The organism is Flavobacterium humidisoli, from assembly GCF_023272795.1.
GTDB classification, from domain to species: domain Bacteria; phylum Bacteroidota; class Bacteroidia; order Flavobacteriales; family Flavobacteriaceae; genus Flavobacterium; species Flavobacterium humidisoli.
Genome location: NZ_CP096829.1, coordinates 575,732 through 595,314 on the forward strand (window position 1 = coordinate 575,732; position 19,583 = coordinate 595,314).

At 33.1% G+C, this 19,583-nt stretch carries 16 protein-coding genes; 9 read left to right on the forward strand and 7 right to left on the reverse strand.

What is annotated here, in order from left to right:
• Positions 1–5 precede the first annotated feature (5 nt).
• Genes M0M44_RS02765 through M0M44_RS02785 form a run of 5 tightly spaced genes read right to left on the reverse strand, consistent with a single transcriptional unit; the run spans position 6 to position 3,126 of the window.
• Entirely contained in the window at positions 6–233 is a 228-nt protein-coding gene (locus M0M44_RS02765) for a hypothetical protein (protein WP_095928219.1), read from the reverse strand.
• Positions 233–1,033, reverse strand: coding sequence for an energy transducer TonB (locus M0M44_RS02770; protein WP_248728407.1), 801 nt, complete (start codon positions 1,031–1,033; stop codon positions 233–235). The genes M0M44_RS02765 and M0M44_RS02770 overlap by 1 nt, the downstream gene beginning before the upstream one ends.
• A 38-nt stretch (positions 1,034–1,071) precedes the next feature.
• On the reverse strand, positions 1,072–1,629 hold the full coding sequence (locus M0M44_RS02775) for an ExbD/TolR family protein (protein ID WP_248728408.1): 558 nt from the start codon (positions 1,627–1,629) through the stop codon (positions 1,072–1,074).
• Positions 1,630–1,648: 19 nt separating this feature from the next.
• Complete coding sequence (locus M0M44_RS02780; RefSeq protein WP_095928222.1) at positions 1,649–2,260, reverse strand: ExbD/TolR family protein; 612 nt, start codon at positions 2,258–2,260, stop codon at positions 1,649–1,651.
• Between the two features lie 41 nt (positions 2,261–2,301).
• Positions 2,302–3,126, reverse strand: a complete 825-nt coding sequence (locus M0M44_RS02785; RefSeq protein WP_008464979.1) for a MotA/TolQ/ExbB proton channel family protein — start codon at positions 3,124–3,126, stop codon at positions 2,302–2,304.
• Between the two features lie 381 nt (positions 3,127–3,507).
• On the opposite strand from M0M44_RS02785, the gene M0M44_RS02790 reads away from it, so the two are divergent.
• Positions 3,508–5,025, forward strand: a complete 1,518-nt coding sequence (locus tag M0M44_RS02790; RefSeq protein ID WP_248728409.1) for a helicase HerA-like domain-containing protein — start codon at positions 3,508–3,510, stop codon at positions 5,023–5,025.
• 108 nt (positions 5,026–5,133) lie between these two features.
• On the opposite strand, the gene M0M44_RS02795 is transcribed toward M0M44_RS02790, so the two are convergent.
• On the reverse strand, positions 5,134–6,477 hold the full coding sequence (locus M0M44_RS02795; protein ID WP_248728410.1) for an FAD-dependent oxidoreductase: 1,344 nt from the start codon (positions 6,475–6,477) through the stop codon (positions 5,134–5,136).
• Between the two features lie 216 nt (positions 6,478–6,693).
• Here M0M44_RS02795 and M0M44_RS02800 point away from each other — a divergent pair, with 216 nt between their 5' ends.
• From M0M44_RS02800 to M0M44_RS02825, 6 genes are all read left to right on the forward strand, one after another.
• A complete protein-coding gene (locus M0M44_RS02800) occupies positions 6,694–7,308 on the forward strand; it encodes a GNAT family N-acetyltransferase (protein WP_248728411.1) in 615 nt (204 codons plus the stop codon).
• A 288-nt stretch (positions 7,309–7,596) separates the two neighbouring features.
• A complete protein-coding gene (locus M0M44_RS02805) occupies positions 7,597–8,427 on the forward strand; it encodes an alpha/beta fold hydrolase (RefSeq protein WP_248728412.1) in 831 nt (276 codons plus the stop codon).
• Between the two features lie 204 nt (positions 8,428–8,631).
• Positions 8,632–9,420 (forward strand): helix-turn-helix domain-containing protein, encoded by a 789-nt coding sequence (locus M0M44_RS02810; protein WP_248728413.1) that lies wholly within the window; start codon positions 8,632–8,634, stop codon positions 9,418–9,420.
• A 78-nt stretch (positions 9,421–9,498) separates the two neighbouring features.
• A complete protein-coding gene (locus M0M44_RS02815) occupies positions 9,499–11,010 on the forward strand; it encodes a serine hydrolase domain-containing protein (RefSeq protein WP_248728414.1) in 1,512 nt (503 codons plus the stop codon).
• A gap of 324 nt (positions 11,011–11,334) precedes the next feature.
• Complete coding sequence (locus M0M44_RS02820; RefSeq protein WP_248728415.1) at positions 11,335–12,783, forward strand: serine hydrolase domain-containing protein; 1,449 nt, start codon at positions 11,335–11,337, stop codon at positions 12,781–12,783.
• A 160-nt stretch (positions 12,784–12,943) separates the two neighbouring features.
• On the forward strand, positions 12,944–13,387 hold the full coding sequence (locus M0M44_RS02825; RefSeq protein ID WP_248728416.1) for a hypothetical protein: 444 nt from the start codon (positions 12,944–12,946) through the stop codon (positions 13,385–13,387).
• Between the two features lie 126 nt (positions 13,388–13,513).
• On the opposite strand, the gene M0M44_RS02830 is transcribed toward M0M44_RS02825, so the two are convergent.
• On the reverse strand, positions 13,514–15,904 hold the full coding sequence (locus M0M44_RS02830) for a penicillin acylase family protein (protein WP_248728417.1): 2,391 nt from the start codon (positions 15,902–15,904) through the stop codon (positions 13,514–13,516).
• A 108-nt stretch (positions 15,905–16,012) separates the two neighbouring features.
• On the opposite strand from M0M44_RS02830, the gene M0M44_RS02835 reads away from it, so the two are divergent.
• Positions 16,013–17,569, forward strand: coding sequence for a hypothetical protein (locus M0M44_RS02835; RefSeq protein WP_248728418.1), 1,557 nt, complete (start codon positions 16,013–16,015; stop codon positions 17,567–17,569).
• Positions 17,570–17,755: 186 nt separating this feature from the next.
• Positions 17,756–19,552: a hypothetical protein gene (locus M0M44_RS02840; protein ID WP_248728419.1), complete on the forward strand. Its 1,797-nt coding sequence runs from the start codon at positions 17,756–17,758 to the stop codon at positions 19,550–19,552.
• The last annotated feature ends 31 nt before the right edge of the window (positions 19,553–19,583 follow it).

Here is a 19,583-nt window from a genome sequence, read left to right on the forward strand (position 1 = left end):
AATTATTATTCTTTTGAATTAATTAATCTTAAAAATCTTATTGCAGAATACACAATTAGTAATCCACCAAAAGCATATCTGTATTTTGGTTCCATGTTAAGCGGTAGTTTTTCCCAAAACATAATCATTAAACCGAGCACAAGATAAATTAAAAAAAACAGTATTCCTAAAACAAGAAGAAATCGCTCTTTGAGCGATTTCTTCTGAATATTATTAAGCATATCTTTTAACATTATTCTGCAGATTGAATAGTAATAGGAAGAGAGTATAATACCCTAACTTTTTTACCATTTTGCTCGCCGGGAGTCCATTTTGGACATTTTTTAAGAACACGAATTGCTTCTGCTCCTGTACCATAACCGATATCTCTTAAAACTTTAATATCTGTTAATGACCCGTCTTTTTCAACTACAAACGTAACGTAAACTTTACCTTTTAAACCTTCTTCTTCTGGAGTTTTGTAGTTGTTTCCTACGAATTTGTAGAATTTCTCAATACCTCCTGGGAAGTCTGGTTTTACTTCGATACCAGCTGTATTATATACAGTGTTATCTTCTTGTACCACCTCTGCTACTGGTCCTTTTCCAACTGGCTCATCAACAGTTAAAACTGCATCTGGATCTCCTTTGATAGTCTCAGCACCAACTTTTTTGTCTTTTAACTCAACAATTTTTGGTGGGTCTTCAGTTACTTCTTCCGCTTTTGCAACCACAGGTTTAACGAATTTAACCTGATCCACTTTTGGTGGCGGTGGCGGTGGCGGTGGCGTGTTAGGCTTAATTTCCTCTTTTTTCGGAGGTAATTTTACCGCAGCCATCTTAACCTCTTTTACCTCTTCTTCTTCTGTTGAGTCTGGCAACAAACTCGCGATAAGAGGAGCAGCAATAGCAGCACTAAAGATAAGAGAACCAATAACAAGTGCTTTCACAGTTGTTTTTCCGTTTGATTTTCTCAGCTCGTATGCTCCATATATCTTATTACGTCCTTCGAATACGATATCAAGCCACTGATTTTTTATAATATCTAATTTCATACTTCTTGATTTTTAAGTCGATAAAACTAAGATTGCTCTTATTTTTTATCTATCACTTTTGCTTCTTCTGGTGTAAACTCAGGAACAATTGCATATGTCTCAACTCCAGTGATAGCCATTTCGTCCAAGATATCAACCAAATTACGGTAATTTGATTTTTTTGTTGGTTTAATGATCACAATGATTCCGTTTTTAGGTTTCCCTAAAGCTGCAGAATATGCTAAAACATTTTTCTTTTGTTTTAACAATTCTCTACGGATACCATCTTTACCATATGCAATATCTTTTGGGCCCACTTTTGGTGATGCCAATAACCCCATATAGTAAACCATTTTATTATCGCCACCTAACATTACTGTCATAGTTCGATTTTCATCTACCTTAGTTTTATCTGTTGGTTTATCATCTGGCTCTTTATTAGGCAATGACAAATCCATCGATTGAGGTTTTGACAACGAAGTAGTTAACATAAAGAATGTAATCAATAAGAATGCCAAATCCACCATCGCTGTTAAATCGACTTTCGAATTCTGCTTTTTACTTCTTACTTTACCACCTTTACCACCACCGCCGTCGCCGGTATTTAATTCAGCCATCTTAGTGTATATTTTTTAATTAAAAGTCTCTTCCTCTCTTACCTGTAACTAAGTTAAAGGAATTGATTTTCTGATCTTGCAAAATATCCATAATTTTTCTAATTCTTGGATATTCTTCTTTAGCATCTCCTTTAATCGCAATCTGCAATTCTTTGTCATCCAAATCAATTGTAGCTCTTCTAGAAATTAGAAGCCATTCTTTTAATTGATTATCTAATGAGTCCAAAGGAATTCCAGGCTGGTTTGCTTTGGTTCTGTCCGCCGCTTTCATATCAATGATTTGCTTCAAACCTGTAATTGGCACACCAAAATCATCCATAAGAGCAAATTTGGTTTTATCTTCTTCTGAAAATTCAATACCATATTTTGCACCCATTCCTTCAAGAGTTCTTTTACGAACTTCTCTTCCTTTGATGTCAAAAAATACTTTCCCTTTTCCTATTGTAATGATCGCCAAATCAGTATCTGGCAATTTGCTTATCGCAACAGAAGCAGGCATATCTACAGGCAATGCCTCAGGCACTTTAGCAGTAGCGGTCAAAATAAAGAACGTTAGCAAAAGGAACGCTACATCACACATCGCAGTCATATCTGTCGATGTAGACTTTTTTTTCATTTTTATTTTAGCCATTATCTTTTATTTTATTTTTTTGATGTAAAATCAAAAATTAATTATTGTCTTAAACTTCCTCTGAATTTTCTGTAAGTATTCACGATTGTAGTACCAGCCTCATCGATAGAGTAAGTTAAATCGTCAATTTTAGCAGTAAAGAAGTTGTAAGAAACAATTGCTAAGATAGAAGTAGAGATACCTGTAGCAGTGTTGATAAGTGCCTCAGAGATACCTGTTGCAAGAGCAGCTTGGTCAGGAGTACCAGCAGAAGCTAACGCACCAAACGCTTTAATCATACCAGATACAGTTCCTAATAATCCTCCTAATGTACCTAAAGATACTAAAGTAGAGATGATAGTCATGTTTTTCTCTAACATTGGCATTTCTAATGAAGTTGCCTCTTCAATTTCTTTGTGGATTACTTCAGAAGCTTCTTCACTGTTGAATCCTTCTTTTTTAACATCTTGGTATTTTACCAAAGCAGATTTAATTGCGTTTGCAACTGAACCTTGTTGTTTATCGCAAGAAGCGATAGCAGCTTCGATGTTTCCTTCTTTAATACTTCCTTGAACACTTTTCATGAATTTGTCAAGGTTAGTTTTTCCAGCAGCTTTACCAATAACAATAAATCTTTCGATAGAAAAAACAACAACCATTAAAAACATACCTAATAATACTGGTACGATGAAACCTCCTTTATATACTTGTCCTAATGTATTGATTGGATGTCCTGTTTCTGGATTACCTCCTTCGAAGTTAGCAGAATCCCCCATGATTACTTTCCAAATAAACACCCCTACTAAGATACACGCTACAATAATGATTCCTGTGATCATTCCTCCGCCATTTGAAGTGCTTTCTTTTTTAACTTTAACGTTTGCCATTTTTTTTAATTTTAATAGTTTTAAATAATTTTTATTTTTTAGTTATATTTAACTTGTAGAGGAGCAAATTTATACGTTTAGTTTAAATAAAAAAACTTTTTTTAATTTAATTGACCGAAATTTAACTTCGATTTAAAAAATATCTCATTAAATTGGCGGCGTCATTTTTTAGATAAAACAAAAAAAAGGACGATAATTAGAAAAATTACAACGTTTTAGTAAATATTCAAAGATTCCTTTGATATCTTCTTAAAAAGCTGCGAATTTTTTTTTTATTAATTTTTCAATCAAAAAAAGCTTTTTCTTACTAAAAAAAACCACATAAAAAGTGTCCAAAAACAAAGCAATACTCATATAACAATCTAAATTACAAATAAAAACATGAATAAAAAAGAGAATTTTATTGCTGATATAAATACAGGGTATTCTTCAAAGGGAGACAGCATCATACTTGGAGGCGCAATGCTTGACGGTGAACCAATTGCGGAAGCGCACGTCAAAATTCCGCTGAAAACTTTAAATCGCCACGGATTAATTGCTGGTGCAACTGGAACAGGAAAAACTAAAACAATCCAGGTTTTTTCGGAGCAACTTTCGAATGCGGGAATTCCTGTATTAATGATGGATATTAAAGGAGATTTTAGCGGTATTGCCAAAGAAGGTAAAGAGGAAGGTTTTATTACAGAACGTCATGCTAAAATAAATGTACCTTATAATGTAGCTTCATTTCCTGTTGAGTTAATGTCGCTGTCTAAACAGAATGGAGTTCGTCTTCGTGCTACAGTTTCTGAATTTGGCCCTGTATTGTTTTCTCGAATTTTAGACTTAAATGATACGCAGGCCGGAGTTGTAGCGGTTATCTTTAAATACTGCGATGATAATCAAATGCCTTTATTGGATTTAAAGGACATCAAAAAAGTAATTAATTATATTACTGAGGAAGGCAAAGATGAAATTGCCACTAGTTATGGCAAAATCTCAACTGCCACAACAGGAACCATTCTTAGAAAAATTATAGAACTGGAACAACAAGGTGGTGATTTGTTTTTTGGCGAATTATCTTTTGAAACCGATGATTTAATGCGAATTGATGAAAACGGAAAAGGTTACGTTAATATCATCCGCTTGACGGATATCCAAGATAAACCTAAATTATTCTCGACTTTCATGTTAAGTCTTTTGGCTGAAATTTATCAGAAAATGCCTGAAAAAGGAGACGCAGAGCAACCAGAATTAGTCATCTTTATTGACGAAGCTCATTTAATTTTTAATGAAGCTAGTAAAGCACTTCTAGAGCAAATCGAAACTATTGTAAAGCTAATTCGTTCTAAAGGTGTTGGAATTTATTTTGTTACCCAAAACCCAATGGATGTTCCGAGCGGTGTTTTAGCTCAGTTAGGACTAAAGATTCAGCATGCGCTAAGAGCTTTTACGGCAAATGACCGTCAGGCAATTAAAAAGACAGCCGACAACTATCCTACTTCTCCTTATTATAAGACTGATGAATTGTTAACGAGTTTAGGAATTGGAGAGGCTTTGGTTACGGCGCTTAACGAAAAAGGTATCCCAACCCCTCTAGTTGCTACCATGATGCGTGCTCCCATGAGCCGAATGGATGTTTTATCTCCATCTGAAATTGATGAAATAAACGGCAAATCGAAATTAGTTAAAAAATATGCTGAAGAAATTGACCGCGAAAGTGCTTTTGAAATCTTAAACAAAAAATTAAGTCAAGCCGCAGAAGCTGCAGCACAGCAAGAAGAACAAGCTCCAACAAAACCTTCAAAAGCAGGGCCAAGTACTACAGAAGTGGTGACTAAATCTGTTCTGAAAGTGGTAACAAGCGCTACTTTTATAAGAGGTGTTTTTGGTGTCTTAACTAAAATCTTTAAAAAATAAAAGAACTGAACCAACCTAAAATATAAAACCCGACAAATTGAAAATCTGTCGGGTTTATTATTATGTATAAAGATTATATTTACTTATATAGTTTATAGGTATAAAAACTTAAGCCTTCTCTAATAATGCTAGAATTTTGTTTTCAACTTCTGGGCTATTCCAGATGTTTTCTATATTTTCCATTCTAAGAACCTCCTCCATAATTCCGTTTTGATAATCTCCGATTGCCAGAGCTTCAGCATATGGACGATCGCTAAAAGTAACACGGCTATAAAGCGGAATCCATTTGTCTGGATGTTTGTCTGAAAAGATCTTTTCTATTTTCTTTTGCAGTAAGAATTTTTCGTCTGCTGTTTTGGTGCTCATTTCTAAGAAATTTCGATATGAAAGTTCTGCAATGGCATCTGCATTTGGTTTTCTTGAGATCTGATATTCTGAAAATATTTTTCTCCAATCGTCTTGGTACTTTTCAATCATTTCGCTCAAAACGGTTATATCTTCAAAACCCGCATTCATTCCTTGTCCGTAGAATGGGACTATGGCATGACAAGCATCACCAATTAAGGCGATTTTATTTTCGTAAGTCCAAGGAAAACATTTCATGGTAACCAAAGTACTGGTTGGATTTTTAAAGAAATCATTTGCCAATTCTGGAATTACTTCAATCGAATCTGGGAAATTTTTCTCGAAGAAATCTTCAACCATTTTACGGTCTGTCAATGATTCAAATGAGTTTTCTCCTTCAAAAGGCATAAACAAAGTACAGGTAAAACTTCCATCAAGATTTGGAAGTGCAATTAGCATGTACTCGCCTCTCGGCCAAATATGAAATGAGTTTTTATCCAATTTATGAGTTCCGTCAGGATTTGCTGGAATATTTAATTCTTTATATCCCATATTCAAAAATTCCTGAGAATAATTGAACATGCTTTGGCGCTGCATTCTGTGGCGAATTCTAGAGAAAGCGCCATCGGCACCAAAAACCATATCGAACTTTCTTTCTTCCCACTCGCCTCTTTCGCTTTCGCCGATATGAAGTGTTGCATCATTCAAAGTAACGTCCCAAACTTTTTGTTCAAAATGAAATTCGGCTCCAGCTTCTTCAGCGAGATCGATCATTTTTCTGTTTAATTTTCCTCTTGAAATAGAATATATTGATTCTCCTTCTTGACCGTAATTCTGAAAATTTAATTTATCTACCAAGTGAATGGCACGTTTATCCATCGGAATTGCAATTTCTCGAACCGAATCGCCAACACCAACCGCATCCAAAGCTTTCCAGCCTCGGTTGGACATTGCTAAATTAATAGAACGGCCAGAAAAATTTATTTTTCGGATATCTGGACTACGATCATAGACATGAACAGAGTGACCAGCTTTTTTAAGATAAATTGCCAGTAACGATCCTACAAGTCCAGAACCAACAACAGCAATTTTTAAAGATGTTTGCATCGAGGAAAATCTAATATTGGGTCGTAAAAATAACTAATAATTGTACATGAGCCTTAAAATAAATGAACAAATTGTTTGTAAATAGTGATTCACAAAGATCTCCCCGTTTTTTGCTGTCTTAAAAATATAACAAATTGTTATTTTATTTGATTTATTCGCAGAAATTAAACAACTAATTTTGCTTTAGATTTAATTCATTCTATAAAAACAAAATTCATGAACAGCGAAATTTTACAATCAGAGATTATTTTAGAAAACGAAAATGTGCTTCTTCTTCCATTTGAAAGCAAAAGAAACGCAGAACTTAAAGAAATCATTTTTGATGATAAAATTTGGAAATATATGGGAATGTATGTTCGAAGTGATGAAGACTTTGAAAACTATATTACAAGTACATTACAACAAAAAGCAGACGGAATTTGCTATCCTTTCTTAATAATTGACAAAGCGACTAACAAAGTTGCCGGCAGTACACGCTACGGTTATTTAAATCACGCAAGCCAAAAATGCGAAATTGGATGGACTTGGTACGGAAGAGCTTTTCAGGGAACGGGATTAAATCAGGCATGCAAATTTGAATTGTTGAATTTTGGTTTCGAACAAATTCAATTTAGAAGAATACAATTTAGTGCAGATCTTGAAAATATAAGATCGCAAAAAGCTATTGAAAAACTGGGCGCTGTAAAAGAAGGCATTTTTAGAAACAATTATGTTGATTCTGAAGGAAAAAGTAAAACTGACGTTTATTTTAGTATTATTTCTGAAGAATGGAAAAATACTAAACGGGATTATTTTAGAGAATATAATCAGTCAACACTAATAAAACTTTAAACGAAGTAAACGTAACTATAAATAGTTTACAAATAACGATTTCTGAGTTAGACACAAAGTTAAGTGTTAGTGATAAATACAATAAGGACCATTATGCCATTACATTGTTAAAGTAGCACACGATTTTTCAGGAATAAAAAACAAACCCCAGCCATAAAACTGGGGTTTTTAATTGAATTTAACTTTTCTAATAATTATTCTCTTTCCAATTTGATAGTATTAAATGAAACAAATTGAACAATTGCGCGTCTTACTTTTTAATACATTTCACAGTAATCAATCAAAATCATGAAAAAATCAATTCTTTTACTATTAATGGTCTTTTTATCTGCGGCAGCTATTTATGCCCAAACTGAACCAATAAAATATGGCAACAACAAGGAAGCTGGAAATTATAAAGAAATTAACGGCTTTAAAATGTACTACGAAACTTATGGAACCGGAAAACCTTTAGTTTTACTTCATGGAAATGGCGGTTCTATTAAAGGCCACAGCAAAAGAATTGAGTATTTTAAAAAGCAATTTCAGGTTATTGCAATTGACAGCAGAGGGCATGGAAAATCTATTGATCCTTCTAACAAGCAATTGAATTATAACGAAATGGCAGATGATGTGAGCGCTTTACTTGATTCGTTAAAAATAAAAAATGCTTACATCTGGGGACAAAGTGATGGTGGAATTTTAGGTTTACTGCTTGCTATTCATCATCCTGACAAAACCGAAAAAGTTGCTGTTTTTGGAGCTAATTTATATCCAGGAAAAAAAGCAGTTTATAGCGAAATTGATCAATTGGTTTTAGACACCTTAAAAGCCACGAAAGATCCTCACACAAAAAACTTATATACTTTATTGGCAAAACAGCCTAATATTTCTAAGAAGGATCTACAGAAAATAAAATGTCCTGTTTTGATAATGTCAGGAGATCGAGATGCTATTAGACTAGAACATTCTATAGAAATATTTGATAATATTCCGAATTCGAACTTTTTTGTAATGCCCGGCGCAACACATTTCGGAGCTTATGAAAAACCAGAATTACTCAATACAATTGTGACAAGTTTCTTTAATGATCCTTTTAACAAAACGTCAACTGTCGATATATTTACAGGAAAAAAATAAATATGAAACTAAAAACCCAGCTTTACAGTTGGGTTTTTATATGGAGCTAATCCATTTCCAAGTCTGGCACTAAAAGTTAATATAAAACCATAAATTCTGGCCATTTTTCAAAATCATGTTTTGGATCTCATTCTTACCACGTCACTTTTTTTAACCTAAATTTGAAGTCTATTTTCAAATCAATATTAAAAAGTCTCATACAAAATGCAATTATATTCAGAACATTACGTCAGTCCTAAAGCAGAACGGTTTGTCAATAAAATCTGGCGTCTAGATAATAGCATCGGCGAAAGCCTAATCGAAAATAAATTGGTTTTGCCAAACGGCTGTTTTAATCTTGCTATTGTTAAGGGCAATTCGATTGAAGTTCATACGAGTAAAAACAAATACGAAATGAACGAAGGCATTTATTTCTGCTCTCAAATGACTAATAAAGTGCTCGTTAATATGCAGCCCAAAACAAAAGTTACCATAATCCAGCTTCATACTTGGACGCTTTCTTTGTTTCCTAGATACGATTTGAACAATTTTACAGATTCGATTATTAAAATTAATGCAGCAGAATTGCCTTTTAAAGTGGAGATTCAATCTGATATTGAAATACTATTAAAAACTATTAATACTTATTTTGAAGCATTATCAGATTCAAATCAAAATATAATTGAAAAAATCTGTGAGATTATACGACTTCGCGAAGATGAAATTTCGGTTTCAGAAATAGGAAAATTGTTGAATTCTTCGCAGCGATTACTTCAAATAAAATTTAAAACGGCGACTGGGCTTACGATTAAAAAATACATTCAGATTTTAAAATTCAGAAAATCGGTCGATCAAATGCTGAACGCCGATTTAGAGAAAATGAGTTTAACCGAAATTGCACTTTACAACAAATACTTTGATCAGTCGCATTTTATCAGAAAGTTTAAAGATGTGACAAAAACAACTCCAAAAATGTTCAATCCTGATTTGTATTTTCTTTCGCAAAAAAGATAAAATTTCGCTTTTATACAATTTTGGTACTTTTGATTGAAGTATTCTTGCAAAATCAATAATCATCAATCAATCATCAAAATGAAAATCATCAATCCTATTTTTTTTCAATTAAAAACTATTTTAGTTGGAATTTTATTCTTTCAAATACAAATTGGTCTTTCTCAAGAAGAAAAAAACTCTGCTTTGTATAAAACCATTATGTCCAAAGACAGTCTCTTATTTGATATTGGTTTTAATACTTGCGATGTAAAACAATTTGAAAATTTATATACTGAAGATTTTGAGTTTTATCATGATAAAGACAGTGTTTCGGATAAAGCGAGATTTCTAAAGACTTTCAAAAGTGGCATTTGTTCTCCAACTAGAAAATACAATTACCGCAGAGAACTAATTTCTGGTAGTACCGAAATTTATCCATTATTTAAAAATGGCATTTTATACGGCGCGATTCAAATGGGAACGCATCGCTTTTATGAAACTTCTGCTGATAATCCTGAGCAAGCGGGGAGCTTCGCCAAATTCACGCATCTTTGGCTCTTAAAAAATAAAGAATGGAAATTGGCAAGATCGCTAAGCTACAACCATCAAATGACTAGTTCTACGGCAGGCTTATCTGGTCTTTTTGACAATGATCAGGAAACGGAAAAATGGCTTAAAGAAAATAATGTTCCTGCTTTAGGAATAGGAATTATTTCGGATGGAAAACTGAAGCAAATAAAAACGTTTGGCAATCTGAAACGCGATGTACCCGCACCTTATAACACGATTTGGAATGTTGCTTCGCTAACAAAACCAGTAACTGCAATTGTTGCTTTGAAATTGGTTTCGCAAGGAAAATGGGATTTGGACGAACCGCTTGATAAATATTGGATTGATCCAGATATTGCTAAAGATTCGAATCATAAATTATTGACGACAAGAATTATTTTAAGCCATCAAACTGGTTTTCCGAATTGGAGAGATTTTAATGAATCTAAAAAATTAGACTTCAAATTTAAACCCGGAACTCAATACCAATATTCTGGAGAAGGTTTTGAATATTTACGAAAAGCATTAGAGAAAAAATTTCATAAAACATTAGATCAATTGGCTTCAGAATTAGTTTTTGAGCCTTTAAAGATGAACGATTCCCAATTAATATGGAATGATAAAATTGATCTTTCGAGATATGCCATTAATTATGACAAAGACGGAAATGCTTACGACCCGACTAAAAATAAAACAGCAAGCGCTGCAGACGATCTTTTGACTACAGTTGAAGATTACGGCAGATTTTTATCTAGTGTAATGAACAGCGAAGGCTTAAGCAAAAAGGTTTTCGACGACATGATTTCGCATCAAGTCCAGACGAAAAAAAACAAATATTTTGGTTTGGGTTTTGAAATCTATGATTTAGGAAACGAAAATTATGCGCTTTCTCACAGCGGAGCTGATAAAGGTGTCCAGACTATTTTTATTCTGCTTCCAAAGACCAAACAAGGTGTAATCATTTTTACCAATGTTGATGATGGCTACAAAGTTTATGAAAATATAGTCGTTCATTATCTAGGGGAAAACGGCAGAAAAATAGTCGATATCGAAACCCAATAATTGCTATCAACATCAGATATTAACCTTAATCTGAGTAATATGCTAAAATTATTTATCCTTTTAATATTATACATAAGTAAAATTTTAACTGCTTAATAGCACTAAAAATATTTGTTAGTTATGAGCATAGGCCTACTTTTTAAGTAACTGGTCTGTGCTCTACTTTTTTATACTCCAAAAAAAAATAAAAATTTTAGATTAATCTTGAAACCAAATCACAAATCAATCGTCTAACATTTTAGAACATCTGTTTATTTCATTCAAGAAGTTTCAATCATCAATCAAAAACAAATTTCATTAATCTTAAACCATAATCAATCCACTATGAAAAAATCAATCAAACTTATTGCGCTTTTTGTCGCTTTTCAGCTTTTCTCATTTAGCCTTTTTGCTCAAGACAAAGCGCAGCAAATCGAGCAACTTTTAAATAAATATAACGAATACGGACAATTTAACGGTTCGGCTTTGGTGGCGGAAAACGGAAAAATAATTTTCAAAAAAGGTTTTGGTTCTGCCAACATGGAATGGAATATTCCAAATCAGCCAGACACCAAATTCAGATTGGGTTCTATCAGCAAACAGTTTACTGCTCTTTTGATTGTAAAGCTGGCAGAAGACGGAAAAATAAAACTAGATGTGCCTATTACCACTTATCTTCCTGATTATCCAAAAGAAAACGGTGATAAAATTACAATTCATCACTTATTGACACACACTTCTGGAATTCCAAATTACACCAATGCACCTAACTTTTTTAAAGATAAAGCAAGAAATCCATATGCTCCAGAAGCTTTTGTAAAGACATTTTCTAGTCTTCCACTTGAATTTACTCCAGGCGAAAAATTCACTTACAGCAATTCGGGTTATTTTTTATTGGGTTACATTATCGAAAAAATTACAGGCAAAACGTACGAGCAGAATTTACAAGAAACTATTTTCACACCTTTAAAAATGGTTAATTCTGGTTACGATCACAGCGAATTAATTATAAAAAACAGAGCTGCTGGATATGAAAAAGAAGGAAAGAAAATTGTAAACGCCGCTTATATTGACATGAGTATTCCGTACGCAGCCGGATCTTTATATTCTACTGTAGAAGATCTGTATTTATGGGATCAGGCGCTTTATACCAATAAATTGCTTTCTGAAAAATCAATGGAATCTTTATTCAAACCTTACATTAAAGCATGGAATGGCTTCTACGGATACGGATGGTCTACTTACGAAGTGCCAAACGGAAATGACAAAGTAACTGTTATTGAACACGGTGGCGGTATCAACGGATTTAACACCGTTATTTCTCGCATTCCTAAAGATAAAAATCTTGTGGTTTTATTTAATAATACTGGTGGAACAGTTTTGGGAGAAATGAACACCGCAATACGTTCAATTTTATACAATCAGCCTTTTAACCAGCCAAAGAAATCACTTGCTCTTGATCTGTTAGATGTTTATAACGAAAAAGGTGCAGTTGCAGGAACAGAAACTTACAAAAAGCTAAAAAACGATCCAACCTACGGAATTAAAGAAGGAGACATGAACAGAGTTGGATATCAATTGCTTCAAACCGGAAAAAAGAAAGAAGCGATTGAAGTTTTTAAAATCAATGTTGATGCTTTCCCTAAATCAGGAAATGTATATGATAGTTTAGCCGAGGCATATTTGGCAGATGGAGATAAAAAATTAGCAATTGTCAACTACAAGAAGTCTGTTGAACTGGATCCTACAAATGAAAACGGAAAGAAAGTTTTAGAAGAGCTTTCTAAAAAATAAAGAGAGCGTATTCTAGATTAAATTTTTAAAAATGGCTCCGATAAAATAGCTCTAGCAGTTGTTTTATCGGAGTTTTTTGTTACAACTTGGGACATTCAAAATTGGGAAATTATTTTTTAAAAATAGTATTTTAGCTTCACCCAAAATAATTGAATAACCTATGAAAAATCTAAACCAACACCATTTTCTGGTTGCGTTCCTGTGTCTTTTTATTTCTTCTAAATCTTTATCTCAAAGCAATCAGCCATTGATGCCTAGTCAACAGAACAAAATTATAATCGATAAAATTGTTGAAGCAACTCGGTATAAAAATTATGTTATTGATTTTTGCCTTTCAAAAATAAATGAAGCTACAGCAAAAGAAGGTTGGAATGACCAAAAAGCAATGGAAATTACCCAAAGCATTAATTACAAAAATTTTAGAGATGCGATTTACAACAGTTTTGTTGTATTTGACGAAGTTGAACTGGAAACTTTATTAAAAGCCTATGAAAAAGACCCAGCTTATCAAACACAAAATGTTATGACCAACAATAAGGTTTTAATTAATAATCTGAACATTTTTGCTAATGATATTGTGAAAGGCAAATATCTTTTTAAGTAAGGTTCAAAGAGACAAAGTAACAAAGGCACAAAGTTTTTTCTTTGAACTTATCTTTGTCAAAGTTTGAAACTTTGACAAAGATTACACTAGCAATAACTTGAAACTTGAAACCAAAAAAACAAAACCTTACTTCTTCGGTTTCAAAATCAACTTTGTAGATGTTTTTATGATTTCGTCTTTGTTCAATTTCATTTTTCTGAATTTACCTGCGTTGTACATTTCAGCTTGATCGCTATAATGCTTGCTGAAAGGATTTCCAGATTGTCCAGTTGGCAAAATACTCCAGCTGTTTTCTATATCGGCAAAATCGACAATTCTTCTTGTCGAAGGTCCGCCTTTAGTATAATACTTTCCTTCATCATTAAATCCGAAGAATAAATTATTGATGACTTCATTTGAACCTGGAGAATTAAAAGGTCCCACATTAAATAATCCGCGAAGTGCTTTGACTTTTCCTAATGGATGCTCGTGTTCTACTGTATGCACTTTTCCCCAATTCCATTCTGAGATATTTTCTCCCAGCTGATTCTGCAAACCCACAACAGCATCGTGAAATGATTTTGACACAACGTCTGTTCTGGTTTCTTTTACATTTTTTGTTTTGATATTATCCCACCAAACCGAATTTTCATTTTTTATCTGATTAGCAATAACTTGTTTTCCTAAAGAAATTCCCAAAAATAAATTGAAGTTGTCTTTACCCATTTCGTCTTCAAACGTATTTTTCAGATACAAATAAATCCATTTGTTGTAAATCGTTGGCGCAACATCTTCAACATTTGTTGTTCCTTTCCAAGATTTTAAAACTTTTATAACTTCTTTCTCATTATTAGAAAGTGACTTATTATCTAAACTTGCTATTAAGTTTTTCGAAACCTCAACTGCAACATCCGAAGTATTATCATAAATCATTTTACTGATAGCTTCTTTATCCCAATCTGATTTTGCATCTAAAATCCCAGAAATTCTTTTGGCGCGATCTTCTGGCAAATAATACCCAGGATATAAATAACCATTATCTATAGCTTCTGGCTGATTATTGGCAGAATAAACATATCCCCATTCTGGATTTTCTGCAGACGGATTTTGATCAAAATCTAGAAATTTGGTGATATCATCTTTACCGCTTGCGCCATCTAAAATCAAATGCGTATTAACGCCTTCATTATGTCTGTACAATTTCCCGCTCGCCCACCAAGCCACATTTCCTTTTGCATCGCCATACATTACGTTTAATCCAGGTGCCGCAATTAGACTCACTGCCTTTTTAAAATCGGTAGTATTTTTGGCATGCGAAAGTCCATAAGCCGCGTCTAAAATCTGGATTGGCTCCCTTGTATACGTCCATGACATTGCAATTGGATTTTTCTTTTCTAAACGATCTATAAAATCATTCATAACTGGACCATGACGAGTAATCTTAACTGTCAAAACTACATCTGAAGAATCTTTTACTTTAATCGTTTTTTTTCTGATTTCATATTTGCTGAAACCTGTTGGTGTCTGATACTCAGAAGCATCATCTGCTTTGTTTTTTTCTTGATAAAAATCGATGTCATCATTTTCAAACATCGTTAAACCGTAAGCATAATCTCTGTTATGCGCCAAAAGTGGAAATGGAGTTCCAGCCAAATAACATCCATATAATTCCTGTTTTGGTGTTACAATATGCGCTTCGTACCAAGTTGCAGGTTGAGAAAATCCAATATGCGGATCATTAGCAAAAATAACTTTTCCTGTTTTCGATTTATTCGGCCCAACAACCCAACTGTTACTTCCAACAAATGGAGGAATCGGAGATTGATCCAGCATTTCAGTTATAGATTTTGAAATCTCGGTATATTCCTCACTTTTCCCTTTTGAGATTTTAATTTTTGTATTGTTAAATTCTCCCTCAATACCTAAATCTTTCAAATACGCAGTACCATATTTATTTTTAATATCAGTTAATAAAGGATCTGTTTTCTGCGCCATAGCAAAACTGAAAGACATGTATCCAAAAATATTATAAACGTCTTTTATTGTAAACTTTTGCTTTTTCACACTAACCAAAGTAAATTCTAATGGCGTAACTCCTTCTTCCAAATATTGGTTAATTCCATCGAGATACGCTTGAGTCAGTTTATAACTTTCGCTGTTTTTATCCAATTTTGCAATGGCTTTCGCCGAAGCTTCTTCAATTCCGATTCCAGCAAAAAATTTATCATTTTTAAGCGCAACTCCTCCAAAAATTTCAGACAAACGACCTGGCGCAATTCGGCGCAATAATTCCATTTGCCATAATCTTTCCTGCGCATGCACATATCCAAGCGCCGTCATAGCATCTTTTTCAGAATCAGCATAAATATGAGGCACTCCAAAATCGTCAAAATAGACTGTGGTTTCTTTTTCCAGATTATTCAATTGCAAAGAACCTTCATATTTAGGTTTTAGATGAAAAATATAAGCGCACAAACCAATCGCAAGAACTGCAATAAGAACCAAAACTATCAGCAGGATTTTTTTAATTATTCTCATATTTTAAAAAAGGATGAAATTCGTAATAATGTAACTTTTCTTCAAAATCTTATAAGAGACAACAGTCTTTAAAAGTCTAAATTTATGTATTTAAAATTAATCCTATAAATGTCTGTATATAAAAAAATAGCGATTGTTGTAATTTCTCTTCTTGTACTTGTAATTCTTGCCAACATCGGGCTGAATTACTGGATCAAAAAACAGCTTCCAATCATTATTCACGAAAAAAATAAAACCGCATATAATATTAATTATGAAAAAATTGAAGTCTCTCTTTTTTCCAGAAATATTTATGCACAGACTTTATTGGTAAGTCCGAAAAATGAGCCTAAAGACAGTAAAAATGGGCTTTTCTCAAAAATTGAATCAGTTACCATCCAGCATTTTAATATCTGGGATTTGGCATTTCGCGATATTATTCAAGCCGAAAGTATCATTATCAATAAACCTCGCGTTATTTTATACAAAAAAGGCGAGAAGCTGATCAACAACAGCAAAAGTATTAAAACTGAAATTGTAGATCCATTCCGCAAAATTATAGCCGTTTCCAATATTTATCTGAACGATGGAGCTGTTGATGTAGTTTCTCTGGATACAGAAAAGCCGATCTTCAGTATTAAAAAAATCCTTTTAAAACTGGAAGGCATATTAATTACTGATGCTACATTAAAAGAAAAAATTCCGCTTCAATATAAAAGCTATGCCTTGGTTTGTGACAGTTTGTTTTACAGACCAAACGGTTTCTATCACATCAACATTGGAAAAATAAGTACTGAAAAGAATTTTTTAAAAATTAATAATTTTTCTAATCTTCCTCAGCTTAGCCGAAGAGAATTCACAAAACGTCTTGAAAAAGAAAAGGATATTTACAATTTAAAATTTGACTCGGCACAGGTTGAAAAAATGGATTGGGGTTTTAAAAACGATCGTTTTTATTTCAAAGCCAATTCGCTGGTGATTCATCATTTTGATGCTAATATTTACCGTGGAAAAATGGTAAAAGACGATCCAAGCAAAAAATATCTTTACAATCATTTATTGCGAAATCTGAAATTTCCCCTTCAAATTGATACACTGCAGGTTTTAAAATCAAAATTGGTTTACGAAGAAGAACTTGATTTTGCGAAAGGGCCAGGAATGCTAACTTTTGACAAATTCAATTTACAAGCAACCAATCTGCGAAGTGGTTTTGGTCTGAAAAAAACGGATGATGTAAAAATTAAAGTCAAATGTATTTTTATGAAAAATTCTCCGCTTGATGTCGATTGGCGTTTTAATGTTTTAGACAAAAGTGATGGATTTCATATTCAAGGCGTGATTTCAAATTTTGATGTTGGAGCTATGACAAGGTTTACTAAACCCTATATCAACAGTACTTTTACCGGAACTTTCAATAAATACCGTTTTAATTTCTATGGAAACGACAACGGATCGAAAGGAAATGCTTCCTTGGATTATGAAGATCTGAAAGTAAAATTATACCAAAAGAAAAACCCTGAAAAAGAAGCCAAACTCAAAACAGCAGTTGTTAATTTATTAGTTAAAAACGATTCGAAAGAAAAAGCTAAAACCGCTGAAGTCGAGGTAGAACGTCTTCAAGATAGATCGTTCTACAATCTTTTGTGGAGAAGCATTGCAGAATCTTTGAAGAAGATTTTGATTTAGTTTTTTTCTGCTACTTTTTTCTGCCACGAATTAAACCAATTTTCACGAATTTTTATTTGGCGGATCTTAAAATTTAATTTGTGTTAATTCGCGTAATTCGTGGCAATCCATCTGCAAACCTGATATTTGTCAGGTTTTATAAAAATTTATTTTTCTTCATTTGTCCCTATTTTAATTCGAATACAAATGACAAAAAATAACCTGCATACTTTTCATATTCCAGTAATGGGACTTGCATATACCATAGACAGTCCTATTCGAGTTGCGCAGTACGGAATTTCATCTGTTATTGCTTTAGCAGACGATGATCTGATTGAAAAGATGCGTAATTTTTACAGCACAAAATTCAATGTCCCGTACGAAGAAATTACTCAGAAATTTCATGATTATCGCGCTGAAAGAATTGCCTCTTATTTAAATTTAGTCGATAAAATTGTAAAAGAGAAATTCGAAAATTTCAAAATAGAATTGGCAGAAAGCAAAACAGCTTTGGAAAACTTTATGTCGATGCTGCCGAATACTTCTGATATTAAAAAAGGATTTCAGAATTTATTGGATGACGGAATTGCTTTTAAAGAGAACATTCAACATTATATCGAAACCAATCTTTTTCCAGGAGAAATCGATGTTAACATTATGACCAAATTGGACAAAGATAATTTTGTCAAAAATGAACAGCTTCCAATTGAATTTAACGACGCACATGCTGCTTTAAGAGGTTTTGCAAAAAGCAACTTGGAATCTTCTGTGGTTCTTTCTGCCGGAATGAATCCGAGATTGTTTGGTTACTTCGAAAACTTCAAAGATTTTTTTCCAAATGAAAATAACGAACTGAAAAAGAAAATTATCTTAAAAGTAAGTGATTTTAGGTCGGCTATGATTCAAGGGAACTTTTTAGCAAAAAAAGGTCTTTGGGTTTCAGAATATCGAATCGAATCGGGATTAAACTGCGGCGGACATGCCTTTGCAACTGAGGGACTCTTATTGGGTACGATTTTAGAGGAATTCAAGCAGAAAAAAGAACAATTGGTGCAATCGGCCCACGATTTAATGATTAAGGCTTTACAGGCAAAAAAACTGCCTATTCCTGAAAATCCTTTAGAATTAAAAATTACAGTTCAAGGTGGTGTTGGAACTGCGGCTGAACATGAGTTTTTATTAGACGAATATAACGTTGATTCTGTAGGTTGGGGGTCGCCATTTTTATTAGTTCCCGAAGCGACATCTGTCGATAAAGAAACTCGTAATTTATTAATGAGTGCCAAAGAAGATGATTTTTACTTAAGTAATATTTCGCCTTTGGGAGTTCCTTTTAATACTTTGAAAGGAACTACAAATGAATTTTTAAAACAAAAGCGAATTCATGAAAACAAAGCCGGAAGTTCTTGTCCGAAGAAATTTTTAGCTTTAAGCAAAGAATACGACCCACACGGAATTTGCACGGCTTCAAAAAAATATCAGGATATTAAACTGGAAGAATTAGAAGCAAAAAAGGATTCGCTTTCTACAGATGAATTTGAGAAAAACAAAATCAAAATCACCGAAAAATCATGTCTTTGTGTTGGTCTCGCCAATGCTTCTTATCTAGAAAATGACATTAAAATAAAAGGTCAGGCACAAGGCGTAGTAATTTGCCCTGGACCAAACTTAGCTTATTTTGATCAGGAAGTTTCCTTAAAAGAGATGATTCAGCATATTTATCAAGGAAAATCGATTATTAGAACTGAGCGTCCAAACTTGTTTATAAAAGAGCTTAAAATGTATATTACTTATTTTAGAAATGAAATTCAATCTATTTCTGGAGAACTTACAGCAGCTCACCTTAAAAAATGGAATTCTTTTAAATCTAATCTGTTAGATGGAATTGAGTATTATAAAAATTTATTTGAATCGACGTCAGTCTTTAAGGGTCATCTTGATCAACTCGATTCTTGTAAATCAGAATTAGTTGATATTAAAATTCCCGTTTCAGAGTTGGTTTAAAATTGAAAACCCCAAATTAGATGATAATTTG